Origin of the sequence: Burkholderia sp. AU45251 (assembly GCF_030482905.1) — a bacterium.
In the GTDB taxonomy this organism is placed as follows: Bacteria; Pseudomonadota; Gammaproteobacteria; order Burkholderiales; family Burkholderiaceae; genus Burkholderia; species Burkholderia aenigmatica.
Genome location: NZ_JAUJQH010000001.1, coordinates 725,026 through 740,909, shown reverse-complemented (window position 1 = coordinate 740,909; position 15,884 = coordinate 725,026). Strand labels below are relative to the sequence as shown.

Genomic DNA, 15,884 nt, shown 5'->3' with positions numbered 1-15,884 from the left:
CATGCTCAACACCATGGAAAGCCTGATTTGCGCAGAAGACCCGCCGTGCGATGCGCCGGCATGGGTCGAACACGATGCGATGCCGCCGTGTGACGGCGTCGCGCATCCGCTCGTGACGATCGGCCGGGTGCCGGCTCCCGAGCACGCGGCGTTGGCCGTCTCGCCGTTGCGTCCGCAACTGTTCGTCACGGTGCTGGAGGCCGGCGACAACGCGTTGCTGGTTCGCTGGGTCGAGAGCGGCCGTTGCCATTACGGCGAACAGCGCTGGCGTTTGCGTATCGCGCTGCAGCCGGGCCGCTGCGCGATCTCGGGGCAGTCGATCGAGCCGGGCGAGCCGGTGTTCCGGCCGGTACGGCGGCCCGTGCCGGCCAACGGCGACGAGATGATCTGCCCGGCGTCGGTGCGGGGTGCCACCGGCGCGACGTGTGGCGTCACGGCGGAGGATGACGACGCACACGCGCCGGCCGACGTTCGCGGCTGAACGCCGGCCGGCTGCAGCAGCGGGTTACTTCTTCACGTCGTGCCGGTACTGGATGAACCCGGCGTTGTTCGCGAGCTTGTCGTACAGTGCGCGCGCGGTCGTGTTGGTTTCGTGCGTGAGCCAGTACACGCGGCTCGCGCCGGCTTCGCGGGCATGGTCGTACACGGCCTCGATCAGCGCACCGCCTGCACCTTGCCCGCGTGCGTCGGGTGCGGTGTAGAGATCCTGCAGGTAGCAGTAGGGCCCTTCGGTCCAGCACGAGCGGTGGTAGATCGAATGCACGATCCCGACCAGCGCACCCGATGCGTCGAATGCGCCGAGCACGAACATCGGTTCGGCGGGATCCATCAGGCGCGCCCACGTCGTCGCGAACACCGCGTCGCTCAGCGCGGTGTCGTAGAACTGCTGATAACCCTGCCACAGCGGGCGCCACGCGGCTTCGTCGGCGGCGACGAGCGGGCGCACCGTGACGCGCGTCGCGTCCTGCGCGCGGCTGGCCGCATCGCGCTCACGCGCCTGCGCGTGACGGATCGCGATGAGCGACTGGCGCTGCTCGCCGTGCGCGTCGAAGTTCTCCGGTGCGAGCCACGCGTCGAACGCGGCGCGGACATCCGGCCATTCGCCGTCGATGATCGAGAACCACGCGGTGTCGCGATTGCGGTTGCGGTAGACGATCGCCTGCCGGAACGTGCCTTCGTAGCGGAACCCGAGCCGGGCGGCGGCCTTGCGCGACGGGATGTTCAGGTCGTCGCACTTCCATTCGTAGCGCCGGTAGCCGAGCGTGTCGAACGCGTACTTCATCAGCAGGAACTGCGCTTCGGTCGATACGGGCGTGCGCTTGAGCAGCGGCGAGAACGTGACGGAGCCGACCTCGATCACGCCGTTGGCCGGATCGATGCGCATCAGCGCGAGCGTGCCGACCGCGCGGCCGGTGGCGCGGTCGATCACCGTGTAGTGCAGCGGATCGGCGCTTGCCTGCGCGCCGCGCGCGTAGTCGCGGTAGCTCGACTCGTCGGCGTACGGTCCGTGGACGAGATAGGTCCAGTCGCTGCCGTCCGGCGCCTGGGCGTAGGCGGCGTACAAGTCGGCCGCATGGCGTTCGGCGTCGAGCGGTTCGAGCCGGCAGTAGCGGCCTTCGAGGACGATGCGCTCCGGCCGCGGGCGCGCGGACCAGTCGGGAACGGGGTGGCCGATGGGTTGCTGGAAAGCGTTGGTGAGCGTGGACAAGGTCGATCTCGCTTCGGTTGGCGGCCGGCGACATGCCGGCATGCAGACGATCGTAGTCGCAGCGAGGTACCATGAGAAGCGCCAGAGATCGGCAAATTTATGGTGCCACGCGTTACGGGGCACGAACCGCGAGCCGTGCGCCATTAGCCGTGCGCCACTGGCCGTGCGCCACCTTCCGACATTTTCACGCTGCGATGTTCCGATGACGACAGTTCTTCCTTCCGCCGACGCGCCGTTGCTGCCGCTCGACGCGCCGCTGGCGCGCACGCCGGGCGCGCCTTCGCTGCAACGCCAGTTGCTGCGCCGTGTGCGCGACGCGATTCTCGGCGGCGCGATGCCGGCCGGCACGCGGCTGCCCGGCACGCGCGCGCTGGCCGAGACGCTCGGCGTGTCGCGCAACACGACGGCCGCCGTCTACGAGCAGCTCGTCGCCGAAGGTTTCCTGCAGTCCGACCGCCGAGGCACGCGCGTGGTCGGGTTGTCGCGGCCGGCACCGCCGCGCCGGCGTGCCGCGCCGCCGGCCGTCGCGCAGCGGCTCGGCCGGATTCGCCCGAGCCGCATCGGCACCGGCGAATCGGAGGGCTTCCGGCCGGGCGTGCCCGCGTTGACGCATTTCCCGGCCGACGCATGGCGCCACGCGATCGACCGCGCGCTGCGCCGCGCCGGCCGCGACCTGCTCGGCTATGGCGACCCGCTCGGCGAGCGCGCGCTGCGCGAATCGATCGCGCGCCACCTGGCCGTGACGCGCGGCGTGCGCTGCGATCCCGAGCAGATCGTAATCACGGAAGGCGCACAGGGCGCGATCGCGCTGTGCGCGCAGTTGCTGACGAACCCGGGCGATACGGTGTGGGTCGAGGAGCCCGGCTATCGCGGCGCGCGCACCGCGATGCAGGCGGCCGACCTCGACGTCGTGCCGATGCCGGTCGACGCGGAAGGGTTGCGCGCGGATGCGGACGACTGGCGCGAGCGGACGCCGCGCCTCGTCTACACGACGCCGTCGAACCAGTTCCCGACCGGCGCGGTGCTGTCGATCTCGCGCCGGCTCGCGCTGATCGATGCCGCGCGCCGGCATCGCGCGTGGATCATCGAGGACGACTACGACAGCGAATTCCGTCACACCGGCGAGCCGATCGGCGCGATGCACGGGCTCGCACCCGATTCGCCCGTCGTCTATCTCGGCTCGTTCAGCAAGACGATGTTTCCGGCGCTGCGGATCGGCTTTCTCGTGCTGCCCGATGCGCTGCTGGCCGCGGTGCGGCCGGTGCTGCCGGAGATGCTGCGCGGCGGGACGCGCCACGTGCAGCTCGCGCTGGCCGATTTCATCGAGACGGGCGAGTACGGCCGCCATCTCGGCCGGATGCGCCGGCTGTATCGCGACCGGCGGCGGTTGCTGCTGGCCGCGCTCGACGGCAACCTGAGCGTGCCGCATGAGATCGAGGGCGGGCCGTGCGGGCTGCATCTCGCGCTGCGGCTGCCCGCGCGCTACCGCGATCGCGCGATCGTCGACGCGGCGCGCGAGCACGGCATCGGGCCGTTTCCGCTGTCGGGATTTTCGATCGATGCGGCATCGGCGGGCAACGGGCTCGTGCTCGGCTTCGGCAACACGTCGGCCGACGCGTTCGAGCCGATGTTGCGGTTGCTGTCGGCGATCGCGGAGCGGGTGGGCGGAGATTGAGGGCGGGGCGGGCACGGGAAAACCAACTCGTCGCCGGTGATTTCCGCTACCGTATCGCCTCCGATTTCCCCTTCTTTTCCTGATCGAACGTGCTCACGCCTTACAGATTCTTTGCGCTCGCCGGTACCGCATGCGCGTTGCTGGCGACCGCTGCCGCCCATGCGCAGTCCACCCAGGACGGATTCATCTGCAATACCGACAAGCATCACATCGTGATCGACCGCGCCGCGAACGGCACGCTGAACTACCGGGCCTGGAACAAGCCGCACTCGGTCGATCGCAAGCCGGACGTCGAGTTGCACGGCGGCACGGAGGAAACGGTCGGCACCGACCCGTGCGTCAATACCGACTGGACGTTCAAGCGCGGCAATGTCGAGTATTTCGTGTCGGACAACGCTCGCTGCTCGGAAGGCAAGCCGCCGCGCAATGCGAACGGGATGGTCGTCGTGTCGATCAACAAGGAATTTGCGGCGCGCTACTGGTGCGTCAAGTAGGCGTCGCGCTACCCGACCTCAATCACCAATCGACCGGATGACCTTCGCCGGATTGCCGCCCACCAGCGTATTCGGCGGCACGTCCCGCGTGACCACGGCCCCTGCGCCGATCACCGCGTTTTCGCCCACCGTCACGCCACCGATGACCGTTGCGCCGGCACCGATCCACACGTTGCGCCCGATCGCGATCGGCTTCGCGACGACGGCGGCACGCCGCTTCGACGGTTCCAGCGGATGGCCGGACGTGATGAGGCTCACGTTCGGCCCGATCATCACGTCGTCGGCGATGTCGAGCCCGCCGAGATCGTAGAACGTGCAGTTCTGGTTGACGAATACGTTGCGGCCGACCGTGATGTCGGGCCCGCCGGTCGTATAGAACGGCGGAAGCAGCAGAAAGCTGTCGTCGACCGGCTTGCCGATCAGTTCGCCGAACAACGCGCGGACTTCGTCCGCATCGTCGAACGACAGGCGGTTGAGGCGGGCGGTGAGCGCCATCGCGCGTTTGACGTTCGCGAGCATCGTCGCCGATTCGGGCGTTCGTCGGGGAATGAGGAGGGTGCGGTCGTCATGCGGCATGCATGGGGATCCTGTCGGTCGGCATTCACTGTTCCGGGTTGACGCTGCGTTGTCTCGCTGCGCAGCCCGCTTCCGGAAGGCCGGTAGCAGCAAGCCGGCAGCCGTCAACGAGCCCGTTTTTCGTACAGCGGCCAGACGCGACAACCGGAGTCCGGAGTCCGGTACGGCCCTGCGCGGATGAAGCCATGCGACCCGCAGCACGCGCATCACCTTGCGTTGTCGCGTTCGAGCCGATGTTGCGGATGCTGACGGCGATCGCGGCGAAGGCGGGCGGGGATTGACGCGCGGGTAACCTTACCCGTTGCCGGTGATTTCCGCTACCGTATCGCTTTCGATTTCACTTCGGGATTCCGACAAGAGAATCGCGTCATGAATGTGCGGACTGGCTCGGTGATAGCCGTTGTTCGTCTGGCCGTTTTCCTGGCTGCCTGCGTGACGGGAGCCGGGTGCTCTCGCGCGACGGATCATGCGGATCCGCAAGCCGCTACGGCGGCCGATGAGGCCGGGATCGGGCTGAAGCTGAACGCGCTGAACTACACGGACGTGCCGATCGGTACCTTCTATGTCGACGGTACCTGGGGCGGGAATGTGGCCGCCCGTATCGGCAGCGCCGGCGGCGGCATCACATGCTGTGTGTCCGTTCCGGAACAATGGCGCCCGGGATTGACGGTCGATGTCGAATGGCGCAACGACGAGATGTTCAAGCGCGATCCGCATGCACTGGCTAGCCGGGTCGTGCCGATCGAGCCGTATGGTTCGTTCTCGGACGGCTATCTGTGGATCGTGTTTTTCCCGGGGGACAGGATCAAGGCATACGCGTCTCCGTGGCTGCCGGGCGCACCGGAATTTCCCGAAGGATTGCAGGTTCCGAGCAAGGCGTGTCCGGGCCACTTCACGGTATTGAACAGCAGCCGTGACTGCCCGACACCGGACAAGGGAATGGCGGGGGCGGTGAGATGAGTGTTCGTGTTGCGGCCGCCGGGCGGCCCGATGCCGGCGTAGCGATTCCCGGCGTGCAGGATGCGATGCCTCGCGGGCTTCATGACGACGACAAAAATGCTACCCGGCGCGGGAGCGGTGAAATGAAAGTGCAGGTCATCGGTCTGTTGCTATGTTCCATTCTTGTCGGCGCGAGCCATGCGCAGGCGCCGGTATCGGGAAACGTCATGAGCGCGGATGAAAGAGCCGCAGCCATTCGGCGCGCCTTCAGCCCGACCGCGCGTGTCGACGCATTCAAGTCGCACATCGATTTCGACCGGAAGTTCGCGACCGACGATGGCCGGAAGATCGTCGCGTTCGACTGGGGCAAGCTCGCGACCCAGCGCGTCCCGGGTTTGAATGCGCTGAAGATCGAGCATTTCGAACAGCCTGTCGACGAAACCGGGCCGCTCAAGGATTTCCGGATGTTTGTCTTCAACGGCCGGTTCAACGGAGCACGCGTGTCGATCACGGTTGCGCAGGCCAAGGATCGCTTCAAGGCGGCGGATTACTTTCTCAACGAGACAACTTCGCCGACGATCTCGTACGTGCCGTTCGAGACGAATCCCGATCCGCTCGGAAGCGTGTCGGTCCAGAGTTCGATCCCCGGTCCCGGACTCGGACTCGTGTGGATCTACAAGAACCTGTGCCTGGTCGTGTCAGGGGCGCCCGCCGGCGCGGTCCGGGATCTGAGTCGACGCCTGCAAACGCTGGCGGAAGCCCACACGATCGATTCGATGTGATGGCGGGCGATCGCTCGCCGCCCGGGGATCGTCGGCCTCCACGTCGAGCGAAGCTCGACGTCGCGCGCATCCATGGCGCCACCTGACACGCACCGCCCATCGCCACGCACGACAATCGGACTTGTGCGGATTGACGAACCGCGCACTTTGTTCGAATCGAACGCCGTCGCGGCTCCGCGCGTGATGCGCCGCCCCGTATTCGGGTTTCGATTCGTATGTTCGAACAGGCCGCTTGGACTATAAATGGATGCGTGTACCGGGGCTTGTCGGGCGCCTGCGCGTCTCGCGCATGTCGGCGCCGTGACTTCCCGGGGGAGGTGCACCGTGGTTCGCCAGACGCTTGCTCGCGCCGTGCTTCGCACCGCGTTGATCGGGGGCGTGTTTGCCGGGTGTTTGCTGCCCCCGCCGGCCGTCCTCGCCGGAACGGTCTCGCCGCCTGTCACGCCACACCCGATGAAGCAGCGGCCGGCTGCTGCGCCTTACGCGATGCCGGTCGATTTTCCGGCGATCGTCGACCGCTACGGCCCGGCGGTCGTGACCATCATGACCGCCGCACCCGACCAGCAGGCCGGCGGCCCGTCCTTCGCAATCCTCGATCCCGACGATCCGCTCGCCGCGTTTTTCCGGCACGACGCGCCGCCGCCCGCGCAAGGCTCGCAGGCGCCGGCACAGGCGCCTGCACCCGACACGTCGCCGCGCGCGGTATCGGGCAGCGGCTCGGGTTTCATCGTCAGCGCCGACGGCCTGATCCTCACGTCGGCGCACGTGGTCGACGATGCGACCGACGTGACGGTACGGCTCACCGACCGCCGCGAATTCAAGGCGACGGTGCTGGCCGTCGATCCGCAAAGCGACGTCGCCGTGCTGCGCGTCAACGCGACGAAGCTGCCGTTCGTCCGTGTCGGCGATTCGTCGAAGGTGCGCGCGGGCGAACCGGTGATGACGATCGGCGCGCCGGACGGATCGGGCAACACGGTCACGGCCGGCATCGTCAGCGCCACGTCGCACCGGATGCCGGACGGCAGCGCGTTTCCGTTCTTCGAAACCGACATCGCGCCGAACCCCGACAACTCGGGCGGCCCCGTATTCAATCGCGCGGGCGACGTGATCGGCATCGCGGTACAGGTCTATACGGGCGCGGATCGCTACGCGAGCACGACGTTCGCGATCCCGATCGCGTTTGCCGCCAAGGTGCGTGCGCAACTGCAGAAGCAGATGCAGGCGCAACAGCCCCAGGCGCCGGACGCGTCGTCCGGCAACGCGCTCGGCGTCGACGTGCAGGATGTCGGCATCGGGCTGGCCGCGGCGTTCGGGCTGCCGCGGCCGGCGGGCGCGCTCGTCAACGGCGTCGCGCCCGGTTCGCCGGCCGCCGCGGCCGGCGTGAAGCCCGGCGACGTGATCGTGAAGCTGGGCGACAAGACGATCGGCCGCTCGGCCGAACTGAACGACCTGGCCGCCGCACTGCCGCCGGGCCAGAAGGCGCCGCTGCGGCTGATCCGCAACCGCGCGCCGGTGATGCTGACGATCACGGGCGCCGACGAGGCCGCCGGCAACGAGGGCCCGGCCGTCGGCACGGCCGCGCCGAAGGCGGCCGCACGACCGGGGCCGGGAGCCGGGGCGGGCGACGGTGGCGACCGTCTCGGGCTGACGATGCATGCGCTGAGCGACGACGAACGCCGTTCGACGGGGCTCGCGGTCGGGATGATGGTGGATGCGGTGCACGGCCCGGCAGCCAGCGCGGGGATCCAGCCGGGCGATGTCGTGCTGGAGCTCAACGACAAGCTGCTCGAGACGCCCGACGACGTGCAGTCGCTCGAAGCGACCGGCGGCAGCGTGATCGCGGTGCTGATCCAGCGTAACAACGCACGGAAGTTCGTGTCGGTGCGTGCGCGTTAGGGCGTTGACGCGTCCGCCATCGTCCGTCTACGATCATCCGATATTGCACGTAGTCAGCCAGGCATTCAGGAGCCATCCGGCATGAAAACAGCACGCTTCATCGTCGTAGTCAGCAGGCGCAGGGTCCGGTAGCGGCACCGCGCCGGCACCCATGCGCCCCCGACTCGTTCGGGGGCTTTTTTTTGCATTGCGCACGGCCGTGCGGCACGTGCGCGGAGGGCATCCGCTTGCAATCGAACCTGCCGATCGCTTCCGAACGGGCGTCGCCGAGATACGCGACGCTGATCCTGCTGTGCGCATGCTCGGTATTGCCGCTGAGTCTGTTCCTGCCGTCGCTGCCAGCGATCGCGCGCGACCTGCGCGCCGACTACGCGCTCGTCGCGCTGTCGCTCGGCGGTTACGCGGCGGTGGCCGCGTCGCTCGAGTTTGTAATGGGACCGCTGTCGGACCGGTTCGGGCGGCGGCCGGTCGTGCTGGCGAGCGTCGGCATGTTCGCGCTCGGCTCGCTCGGCTGCGCGATGGCGACCGATATTCGCGCGTTTCTGGCATGCAGGCTGATGCAGGCGGCGATCACGTCGGTCTATCCCGTGTCGATGGCGACGATCCGGGACACCGGCGGCGGTACGCGCGCGGCGAGCCGGATCGGCTATGCGGCGATGGCGGCCGCGTTCGCGCCGATGCTCGGCCCGACGCTGGGCGGCGCGCTCGATCAGACCTTGGGCTGGCGTGCGAGCTTCTGGCTGCTCGGCGCGGCGGGCATCGCGCTGTTCGTCTGGTGTGCGTTCGATCTCGTCGAAACCCACGCGAACCGGTCGTCGAGCCTCGGGCAGCAGCTTCGCGCGTATCCGGCGCTGCTTCGTGCGCGCCGCTTCTGGGCCTATGCGCTCTGCATGGCGTTTTCGACCGGCTCGTTCTACGCGTTCCTGGCCGGCGCGCCGCTCGCCGCGCAAACGGTGTTCAGTATCGCGCCCGCGGAGATCGGGTTCTACATGGGAACCATCACGGCCGGCTTCGTGTGCGGCAGCTTCCTGGCCGCGCGTTACGCGCGTCGCTACGCGCTGGCCACGACGATCCTGTGCGGACGGGTCGTCGCGTGCGCAGGGCCGTTGATCGGCCTCGCGCTGATGTTCGGCGGCGCGACGCAGGCGATCGCATGGTTCGGGCCGTGCGTGCTGGTCGGCATCGGCAACGGGCTGACCAATCCCGGTGCGCATGCCGGCGCGGTGTCGGTGCGCCCGGAACTGGCAGGCAGCGCGTCCGGGCTGGCCGGCGCGATGACGATCGCCGGTGGCGCCGCGCTTTCGTCGTTGACGGGCGCGGTGCTGACGGCCGGCAACGCGGGCTATGCGCCGCTGGCGATGATGCTGCTGTCGGCCGCGATCGCGCTGGCGGCGGCCGTCTGCGTGCGGGTGTTCGACGCGCGGGAGGTTGGGCGGTGAACGCAGGCGTGGTATCGCGCCGCGTGGAACCGGGCACGGGTGTGGGCACCGCTACCGTGTCGCGCGCGATTGGCGGACAATCGGCCGGACACCGGGAGACGACGAACCCGCCGCGCACCGCGTGCTCCCCGGCGCGCGAAGGGCGACTGGACGAGGATGGGATGAGCGACTTTTCTGATTTCCAGCGGGAAATTGCCGACGCCGCAAGAGCGACATTCCGGGCGCTGCGGGCGCAGCACCCGGACGAGCATTTCTACGCGTTCGCGCTGTACACCGACAGCGGCGCGATGACGGTGGTGCCGGCGGCCAATTCGGTCGAGGGGCTGCGCCGGATCCGCGAGCAACAGGCCGTTCCGGACGACGACCCGTGGTATGCGTGGGGCTTTTCCGAATGGGCGTATGCGGCCGCGGAAGCGTCGCCGTTCAATGCAATCTGCGGCAAGCTCGCCGATGACTTGCTGAGCCCGCAGTTTGTCCGGTCGAGGTTCTCGGAATTTTCGCGACAACTGCACGCCGAGATGATCGGAGCATTGCGCCTGCTCGACCGCGAAGGCCTGTTCGGCACGGGCGACGAAAGGGCGGCGATCACGCTGTTCGTGTCGATCAGCGACGACGATGCTGCCGAGGCGCTCGAAAACGAATCGGCGAAAGCGCTGAATCCGCCGGCCGTCGTCGACGCATTCGTGCGCCGCTACGACTGACGGCGATCGGGATATCGCACGGCGGCCCGAGGCGGGCGGCCGCCATGCGTGCAGCGTGAGTTACGGCTTACGGCTTCGCGCCCACGACGAACTCGAACGTCGCGACGCCGTCGACGCCGCCCGTGACGCGGTCACCGGGCTGCAGCGCGCCGACGCCGGCCGGCGTGCCGGTGAAGATCAGGTCGCCGGCCTTCAGCGCGACCGAGCGCGACACATACGCGATGACGTCGGGAACGGCCCAGATCATGTCGGCCAGGTCGCCTTGCTGGCGCGTTTCACCGTTGACCGCGAGCCAGATGCGGCCCGTCGCCGGGTGGCCGGTGGCTGACGCCGCGCGCAGCGCGGTCACCGGGCCCGATGCGTCGAAGCCCTTCGCCCAGTCCCACGGACGGCTCAGCTTCTTCGCTTCGGCCTGCAGGTCGCGGCGCGTGAGGTCGACGCCGACGCCGTAGCCCCATACGTGCGACAGCGCGTCGGCCGGGTCGATCGACCGGCCGTCCTTGCCGATCGCGACGACTAGCTCGATTTCGTGATGAAGGTCGTTCGTCAGCGGCGGATAGGCGACGGTGCCGCTGGCCGGGACGATCGCGTCGGCCGGCTTCGTGAAGAAGAACGGCGGCTCACGGTCGGGATCGGCGCCCATTTCGCGCGCGTGGTCGGCGTAGTTGCGGCCGACGCAGAAGACGCGGCGCACCGGAAAGCGCGCGGACGTCTGTTCGACTTCGACGGAAGGACGCTCGGCAGCGTCGATGACATATTCGGACATCGGATGGCCTCGTTCGGTGGGAAGACGGATGCGGCGCCCGTGCGGCGCACGGGCCGGCATGCGTGCAACGATACCCGACGCCCGTGCGGCCGGATGCGACGCAACTGCGTTTTACCGGGACAAAACTACGCGTCGGCGGCTGCCGGTGCGTCGTCGCCGTCCGGCAGCGCGGCATTCGCGTCGCGATACGCCTTCGGCGACACGCCGACCCGCGCGCGGAAGCGCCGCGCGAAATACCCTTCGTCGCGGAAGCCGACCGAGCGTGCGATGTCCGCGATGCGCCGGCTCGTGTGTGCCAGCAGCGACTGCGCGAGCGCGATCCGGCGCTCGGTCACGAGATCGGTGAAGGTGCTGCCGGTTTCCTTGCGGACCAGGTGCGCGAGGTAGTTGGGCGACAGGAACGCGGCCTCGGCGGTCGCGGCGAGCGTCAGGTCCTCGCGGGTCAGATTGGCGCGCACATGCCGCAGCACGCGCGCGAGCGCGTCGCGCCGGCCCGCGCGCTGGGCGCCGCGCTGCGCGAGCTTGTCGAGCGCACCCGCGTACTGCGTGCAGACGAGCCCGATCAATTGCAGCAGATAGCCGCGCAGCAACGTGGTCGAGCCGAACGTGCGCACGCGATCGGTGTCGAGCATGCACAGCGCGAGGCGGCGCGCTTCGTCGTAGGTGTCGCCGGTCAGGATGAAGTCGAGGTGTTCCTGAAAGCGGAACGGCGTCAGCTCGGGAAAGCGGTGCGCGGGCACATCCTCGAGATCGAGCGGGTCGACGTCGAGATCGGCGCGCAGGAACGCCTGGCTGAAGTTGATCACGATGAAGTGCGCACCTTCCGGATGCGGGATCAGGTGCTCGCGGTGCGGCAGCACGAACGCGAGCGCGCCGCGCGGAAACGGCCGCGTGACACCGCCGATCCGCTGCTCGGTGTCGCCGCCGAGATTGAACTGGATCTGGAAGTACGCGTGCCGGTGCGGCTCGGTGATCGCCTGGCGCGACGCCTGGTCGCGGATGTAGAAGTCGAGCCGGTCGCTGCGTTCGGGCATCCCGTACAGGCGCGGCGGGGCGGTGGAGGGCATGAAGGATTCTGCTGTTCGTGACGCGGTTGAGCCGCGATGGTACAGCGAACCGGGCGCGACGGCGATCCGTGCGGCCGTGCGGCTTGGCCCGGGGTCGGTCGCGGCGTGCCGCGCGGCGGTCGTGCTTTCGGGGGAAGCCGGGATAACGGGCACGCGGACTGCCGCCGCCGCCCAGCCCGCTTGCCGTGCCGACCGGCGCGAGCGTCTCCACCTTCGTCGCGCGGTTCGATATCAGTGATCGGGCGATGGCGCTGGCTGGCGCCGGCGCGCCCGGATCCTACCGGGCAACCAGCGGCGCGACCCGGCGCCGCAGCTCGGGCACGACCTCGGCGTCGAACCACGGGTGGTGCTTGAACCACGCCTGGTTGCGCGGCGACGGATGCGGCAGCGGCAGCACGTCGGGGCCGTAGTCGCGCCATGCGTGCACGGTGTCGGTCAGCGTGGCCTTGCGCGTGTCGCGCAGGAAATGCCGTTGCGCATACTGGCCGATCAGCAGCGTGAGCCGGATCGACGGCAACTCGGCGAGCAACCGGTCGATCCACAGTGGCGCGCATTCGGGGCGTGGCGGGTTGTCGCCGCTTGCGCCGCGGCCCGGGTAGCAGAAGCCCATCGGCACGATCGCGAAGCGCGTCTCGTCGTAGAACGTGTCGGCGTCGACGTCGAGCCAGCCGCGCAGCCGCTTGCCGCTTGCGTCGTCCCACGGGATCCCGCTCGCATGGACACGTGCGCCCGGCGCCTGCCCGACGATCAGGATCCGCGCGTCGCGATGGGCACGCACGACCGGGCGCGGGCCGAGCGGCAGGTCGGCTTCGCAGACACGGCACGCGCGGATTTCAGTGAGCAGCACGTCGAGCGGCGCGCGCGTGGGTTTCGGCATCGATTCTGAGCGGGGACGGAGTGGTCATGCGGCGTCGCCCGGGGGCGCGTGCCGGGCGCCGACAGGCGACCCGGACAAGCAGGGCGCGGGCGCGCGCGCCGCCGGCATCACGCGGCCCGCATCACGCCCGCGACGGGCCCGCTGCGCCGCTTTCGGCGACCGCAGCATCATACAACGCAGTTTGCGCGATCGCGCGGGCGATCCCCGCGTTGTCGTGCGAACCGTCGAGCATGCCCCAGCGCCGGTACTGGGACAGGAACCACTCGCCTTCGCGCGGATCGGGGCGGTTCACGGCGCCGCCGTCGTGGAAGCGGATCGGCAGCGGCGGTACGGCGAATGGCCCCGAGCCGTAGTCGCCGAGCAGGCGCGGCGCGATCAGCCGGGCCGGCACGCCGAGCGCGTCGGGCGACGCGAGCCAGTCGGCCGCGTCGCGACGGTGCGCGGCGCTGTCGAGCCACGCGCAGGCATCGACGAGCGTGCGGATCAGCGCGCGGGCCGTGGCCGGGTACAGCGCGACGAAATCGCGCCGGGTCGCGAGCACTTTCTCCGGATGATCGGGCCAGATCTCGCTCGTGACGGCGACGGTTCGCCCCGCGCCGCAGGCGTCGGCCACCGCATGCCACGGCTCGCCGGCGCAGAAGCCGTCGAGCTCGCCGCCGGCCAGCGCGGCCACCATTTCGGGCGGCGGGATCACGACGCTGCGCACGTCGCGCAGCGGATCGACGTCGTGCGACGCGAGCCAGTGGTTCAGCCACATCGCGTGCGTGCCGGTCGGGAACGTCTGCGCGAGGAGCGGCTTGCGGCCGAGCGTCGCGAACGCGTCGCGCACGCTGCCGCTGTCGCGATACGCGTCGGCGAGGCCGCGCGACAGCGAGATCGCCTGGCCGTTGCGGTTCAACACCATCAGCGCGGCCATGTCGGCCTGCGGGCCGCCGATCCCGAGCTGCAGCCCGCAGACGAGCCCGTACAGCGCATGCGCGGCGTCGAGCTCGCCGCTCAGCAGCTTGTCGCGGACGGTCGCCCACGACGGCTGGCGGCTGAGTTCGAGCGTGAGACCGTGCCGCGCGCCGAGGTTCAGGCGCTGCGCGACGACCAGCGGGGCTGCGTCGCTCAGCGCGACGAACCCGAGGCGAAGATGCGCGCGTTCCGGCGCGGCGGGAAGTGAAGTATCCATGGCGGTCATGACTGGGGTGACGCGTCGAGCAGTTGTCGCGCGACGTCGACGATGCGCAGGCCCTGATCCATCGCGCGCTTGCGCAGCGCCGCATACGCGTCGTGTTCGGACAGCTTGCGCTGGTCCATCAGCAGGCGCTTCGCTCGGTCGATCAGCTTGCGCTCCGCGAGTTCGCGCTCGACGTCGGCCAGCCGGCGGCGCAGCGCATCGTCGTGGGAAAAGCGGGCGAGCGCGACTTCGAGGATCGGCGCGAGGCGCTCGGCCGACAATCCTTCGACGAGATACGCGCTGACGCCCGCGCCGACCGCCGCGCGAATCAGCGACTGGTTCGCGTCGTGGCTGAACATCAGCACGGGGCGCGGCGCGGTGGCGTGCATCACCGCGAGCTGCTCAAGCGTGTCGCGCGACGGCGAATCGGTATCGATGATCACGACGTCGGGATGCTGCTCCTCGACGGCGGCCGGCAGGCGCGCGGGCGTCGCGACGTCGTTCAGCATTTCGTAGCCGAGGTGCGCGAGCGCGTCGCCGAGCTCGCCGATCGGCTTGTCGGTATCGGTGACGAGCAGCACGCGCAGGCGGGCGGAGGAAGCAGGCGTACTCATGACGCGAACGGCGGCGGCGAAATCGTGGCGCGATGCACGGATCGGGGGCGGTGGCCCCGCGCGCGCATCGGGTCAGTGCCGGGCGCGATGGCCCGGCGGCCGGTGCCGCTGTCTTCATGATAGGTGGGCGGCCGGTGCCGCGTGGTGTCGCGCATGCTATGCGGCCCGGGACAAGGCCGTTTCGAGCGCGGCGCCCGCGTCCGGCACGTGCTGCACGGCCGCTTCGCCGATCGCGCCGCCGACGAGGATCACGGCCGGGCTGCCGAGCCGCGCTTCGTCGATGCCGCGCGCGAGATGGCCGAGCGTGCCGGTCCAGCGGCGTTCGTCGGGCGTGCCGGCCCATTGCACGGCTGCGGCCGGCGTCGAGGGCGGCAGCGCGGCGAGCAGGCCGGCGGCGATGCTGTCGACGCGGCTCATCCCCATGTAGATCGCGAGCGTGGTACCGGTTGCCGCGAGACGCGCCCAGTCGGGCTCGCCGTGGTCCTGACGGTGCGCGGTGACGAACGTGACGCCGTGGCAATGCTCGCGATGCGTGAGCGAGATGCCGAGGCTCGCGGCGGCGGCGAAGCCTGACGAGATGCCGTTGACGATCTCGACCGGAATCGCGGCGGCGCGCAGCGTCGCGAGTTCTTCGCCGGCACGCCCGAACAGCAGCGCATCGCCGCCTTTCACGCGCACCACGTGCGCGCCGCGCAGCGCGTAGCGGCGCATCAGCTTCTCGATGAATGCCTGCGGCGTGGAGCGGCAGCCGCCGCGCTTGCCGACGCGGATCACGCGTGCCTGCGGCGCGAGTTCGACGATGCCGGGCGCGACCAGATCGTCGAGCAGCAGCACGTCGGCAGCGGCCAGCGCCTTCGCGGCCTTCAGCGTGAGGAGATCGGGATCGCCGGGGCCGGCGCCCAGCAGCGTGACTTTGCCTGTCGTCATGTCGTGTTCCTGTGCCGCCTGCATGCGGCGGTCGATAGCGCGTTGTCTGCGCGGCGGCGGCGGGCGGTCGAAACGCACCGGCATCCAGCCGTGCCGCGCACGGAGGGACACCGTTGTCCTGATCGGCCCGTCGGTAAGACGGGCATGGTTTGCGGGGACTGCCCACCGGCGCCGTTGCCGGTGTCATGCATCGAGTTCAGCAATATCCGGGCCAACCGGCATGGCACGTCGTGCCGGCACGGCGGGAACGGCGCGCACCGC

Annotated in this window: 16 protein-coding genes; 8 read left to right on the top strand and 8 right to left on the bottom strand. The window is 69.6% G+C overall.

Annotated elements, in window-relative coordinates; translation table 11 throughout:
- The first annotated feature begins 1 nt into the window (after position 1).
- Positions 2-481: a DUF3331 domain-containing protein gene (locus QZM67_RS03260; RefSeq protein WP_301800756.1), complete on the top strand. Its 480-nt coding sequence runs from the start codon at positions 2-4 to the stop codon at positions 479-481.
- Positions 482-505: 24 nt separating this feature from the next.
- Here QZM67_RS03260 and QZM67_RS03255 read toward each other — a convergent pair whose 3' ends face one another.
- On the bottom strand, positions 506-1,708 hold the full coding sequence (locus QZM67_RS03255; protein WP_301800755.1) for a GNAT family N-acetyltransferase: 1,203 nt from the start codon (positions 1,706-1,708) through the stop codon (positions 506-508).
- 202 nt (positions 1,709-1,910) lie between these two features.
- On the opposite strand from QZM67_RS03255, the gene QZM67_RS03250 reads away from it, so the two are divergent.
- Both QZM67_RS03250 and QZM67_RS03245 read left to right on the top strand, forming a co-directional pair.
- Positions 1,911-3,383 (top strand): PLP-dependent aminotransferase family protein, encoded by a 1,473-nt coding sequence (locus QZM67_RS03250; RefSeq protein WP_043184444.1) that lies wholly within the window; start codon positions 1,911-1,913, stop codon positions 3,381-3,383.
- An 89-nt stretch (positions 3,384-3,472) separates the two neighbouring features.
- Positions 3,473-3,877 carry a hypothetical protein gene (locus tag QZM67_RS03245; protein WP_301800754.1) on the top strand — a complete coding sequence of 135 codons (405 nt, stop codon included), beginning with the start codon at positions 3,473-3,475 and terminating at the stop codon, positions 3,875-3,877.
- 18 nt (positions 3,878-3,895) lie between these two features.
- Here QZM67_RS03245 and QZM67_RS03240 read toward each other — a convergent pair whose 3' ends face one another.
- Positions 3,896-4,453, bottom strand: a complete 558-nt coding sequence (locus tag QZM67_RS03240; protein WP_043191096.1) for a sugar O-acetyltransferase — start codon at positions 4,451-4,453, stop codon at positions 3,896-3,898.
- A 369-nt stretch (positions 4,454-4,822) separates the two neighbouring features.
- On the opposite strand from QZM67_RS03240, the gene QZM67_RS03235 reads away from it, so the two are divergent.
- From QZM67_RS03235 to QZM67_RS03215, 5 genes are all read left to right on the top strand, one after another.
- Positions 4,823-5,413: a DUF3304 domain-containing protein gene (locus QZM67_RS03235; RefSeq protein WP_301800753.1), complete on the top strand. Its 591-nt coding sequence runs from the start codon at positions 4,823-4,825 to the stop codon at positions 5,411-5,413.
- 53 nt (positions 5,414-5,466) lie between these two features.
- On the top strand, positions 5,467-6,174 hold the full coding sequence (locus tag QZM67_RS03230) for a hypothetical protein (protein WP_301800752.1): 708 nt from the start codon (positions 5,467-5,469) through the stop codon (positions 6,172-6,174).
- 324 nt (positions 6,175-6,498) lie between these two features.
- On the top strand, positions 6,499-8,070 hold the full coding sequence (locus tag QZM67_RS03225) for a trypsin-like peptidase domain-containing protein (protein ID WP_301800751.1): 1,572 nt from the start codon (positions 6,499-6,501) through the stop codon (positions 8,068-8,070).
- 227 nt (positions 8,071-8,297) lie between these two features.
- Positions 8,298-9,509: an MFS transporter gene (locus QZM67_RS03220; protein WP_301800750.1), complete on the top strand. Its 1,212-nt coding sequence runs from the start codon at positions 8,298-8,300 to the stop codon at positions 9,507-9,509.
- 161 nt (positions 9,510-9,670) lie between these two features.
- Positions 9,671-10,210 (top strand): DUF4303 domain-containing protein, encoded by a 540-nt coding sequence (locus tag QZM67_RS03215; protein WP_301800749.1) that lies wholly within the window; start codon positions 9,671-9,673, stop codon positions 10,208-10,210.
- 67 nt (positions 10,211-10,277) lie between these two features.
- On the opposite strand, the gene QZM67_RS03210 is transcribed toward QZM67_RS03215, so the two are convergent.
- The 6 genes from QZM67_RS03210 to cobA all read right to left on the bottom strand — a co-directional run bounded on the left by QZM67_RS03210 (position 10,278) and on the right by cobA (position 15,623).
- Positions 10,278-10,976 carry a fumarylacetoacetate hydrolase family protein gene (locus tag QZM67_RS03210; RefSeq protein ID WP_301800748.1) on the bottom strand — a complete coding sequence of 233 codons (699 nt, stop codon included), beginning with the start codon at positions 10,974-10,976 and terminating at the stop codon, positions 10,278-10,280.
- A gap of 125 nt (positions 10,977-11,101) precedes the next feature.
- Positions 11,102-12,043, bottom strand: a complete 942-nt coding sequence (locus tag QZM67_RS03205) for a helix-turn-helix transcriptional regulator (protein WP_043191084.1) — start codon at positions 12,041-12,043, stop codon at positions 11,102-11,104.
- Positions 12,044-12,320: 277 nt separating this feature from the next.
- On the bottom strand, positions 12,321-12,920 hold the full coding sequence (locus QZM67_RS03200; RefSeq protein ID WP_301800747.1) for a uracil-DNA glycosylase family protein: 600 nt from the start codon (positions 12,918-12,920) through the stop codon (positions 12,321-12,323).
- A 121-nt stretch (positions 12,921-13,041) separates the two neighbouring features.
- Positions 13,042-14,094: a CmpA/NrtA family ABC transporter substrate-binding protein gene (locus QZM67_RS03195; RefSeq protein WP_301800746.1), complete on the bottom strand. Its 1,053-nt coding sequence runs from the start codon at positions 14,092-14,094 to the stop codon at positions 13,042-13,044.
- Positions 14,095-14,099: 5 nt separating this feature from the next.
- Complete coding sequence (locus tag QZM67_RS03190) at positions 14,100-14,696, bottom strand: ANTAR domain-containing response regulator (RefSeq protein ID WP_043191078.1); 597 nt, start codon at positions 14,694-14,696, stop codon at positions 14,100-14,102.
- A 156-nt stretch (positions 14,697-14,852) separates the two neighbouring features.
- Positions 14,853-15,623 carry a uroporphyrinogen-III C-methyltransferase gene (gene cobA / locus QZM67_RS03185; protein WP_043191113.1) on the bottom strand — a complete coding sequence of 257 codons (771 nt, stop codon included), beginning with the start codon at positions 15,621-15,623 and terminating at the stop codon, positions 14,853-14,855.
- Between the last annotated feature and the right edge of the window lie 261 nt (positions 15,624-15,884).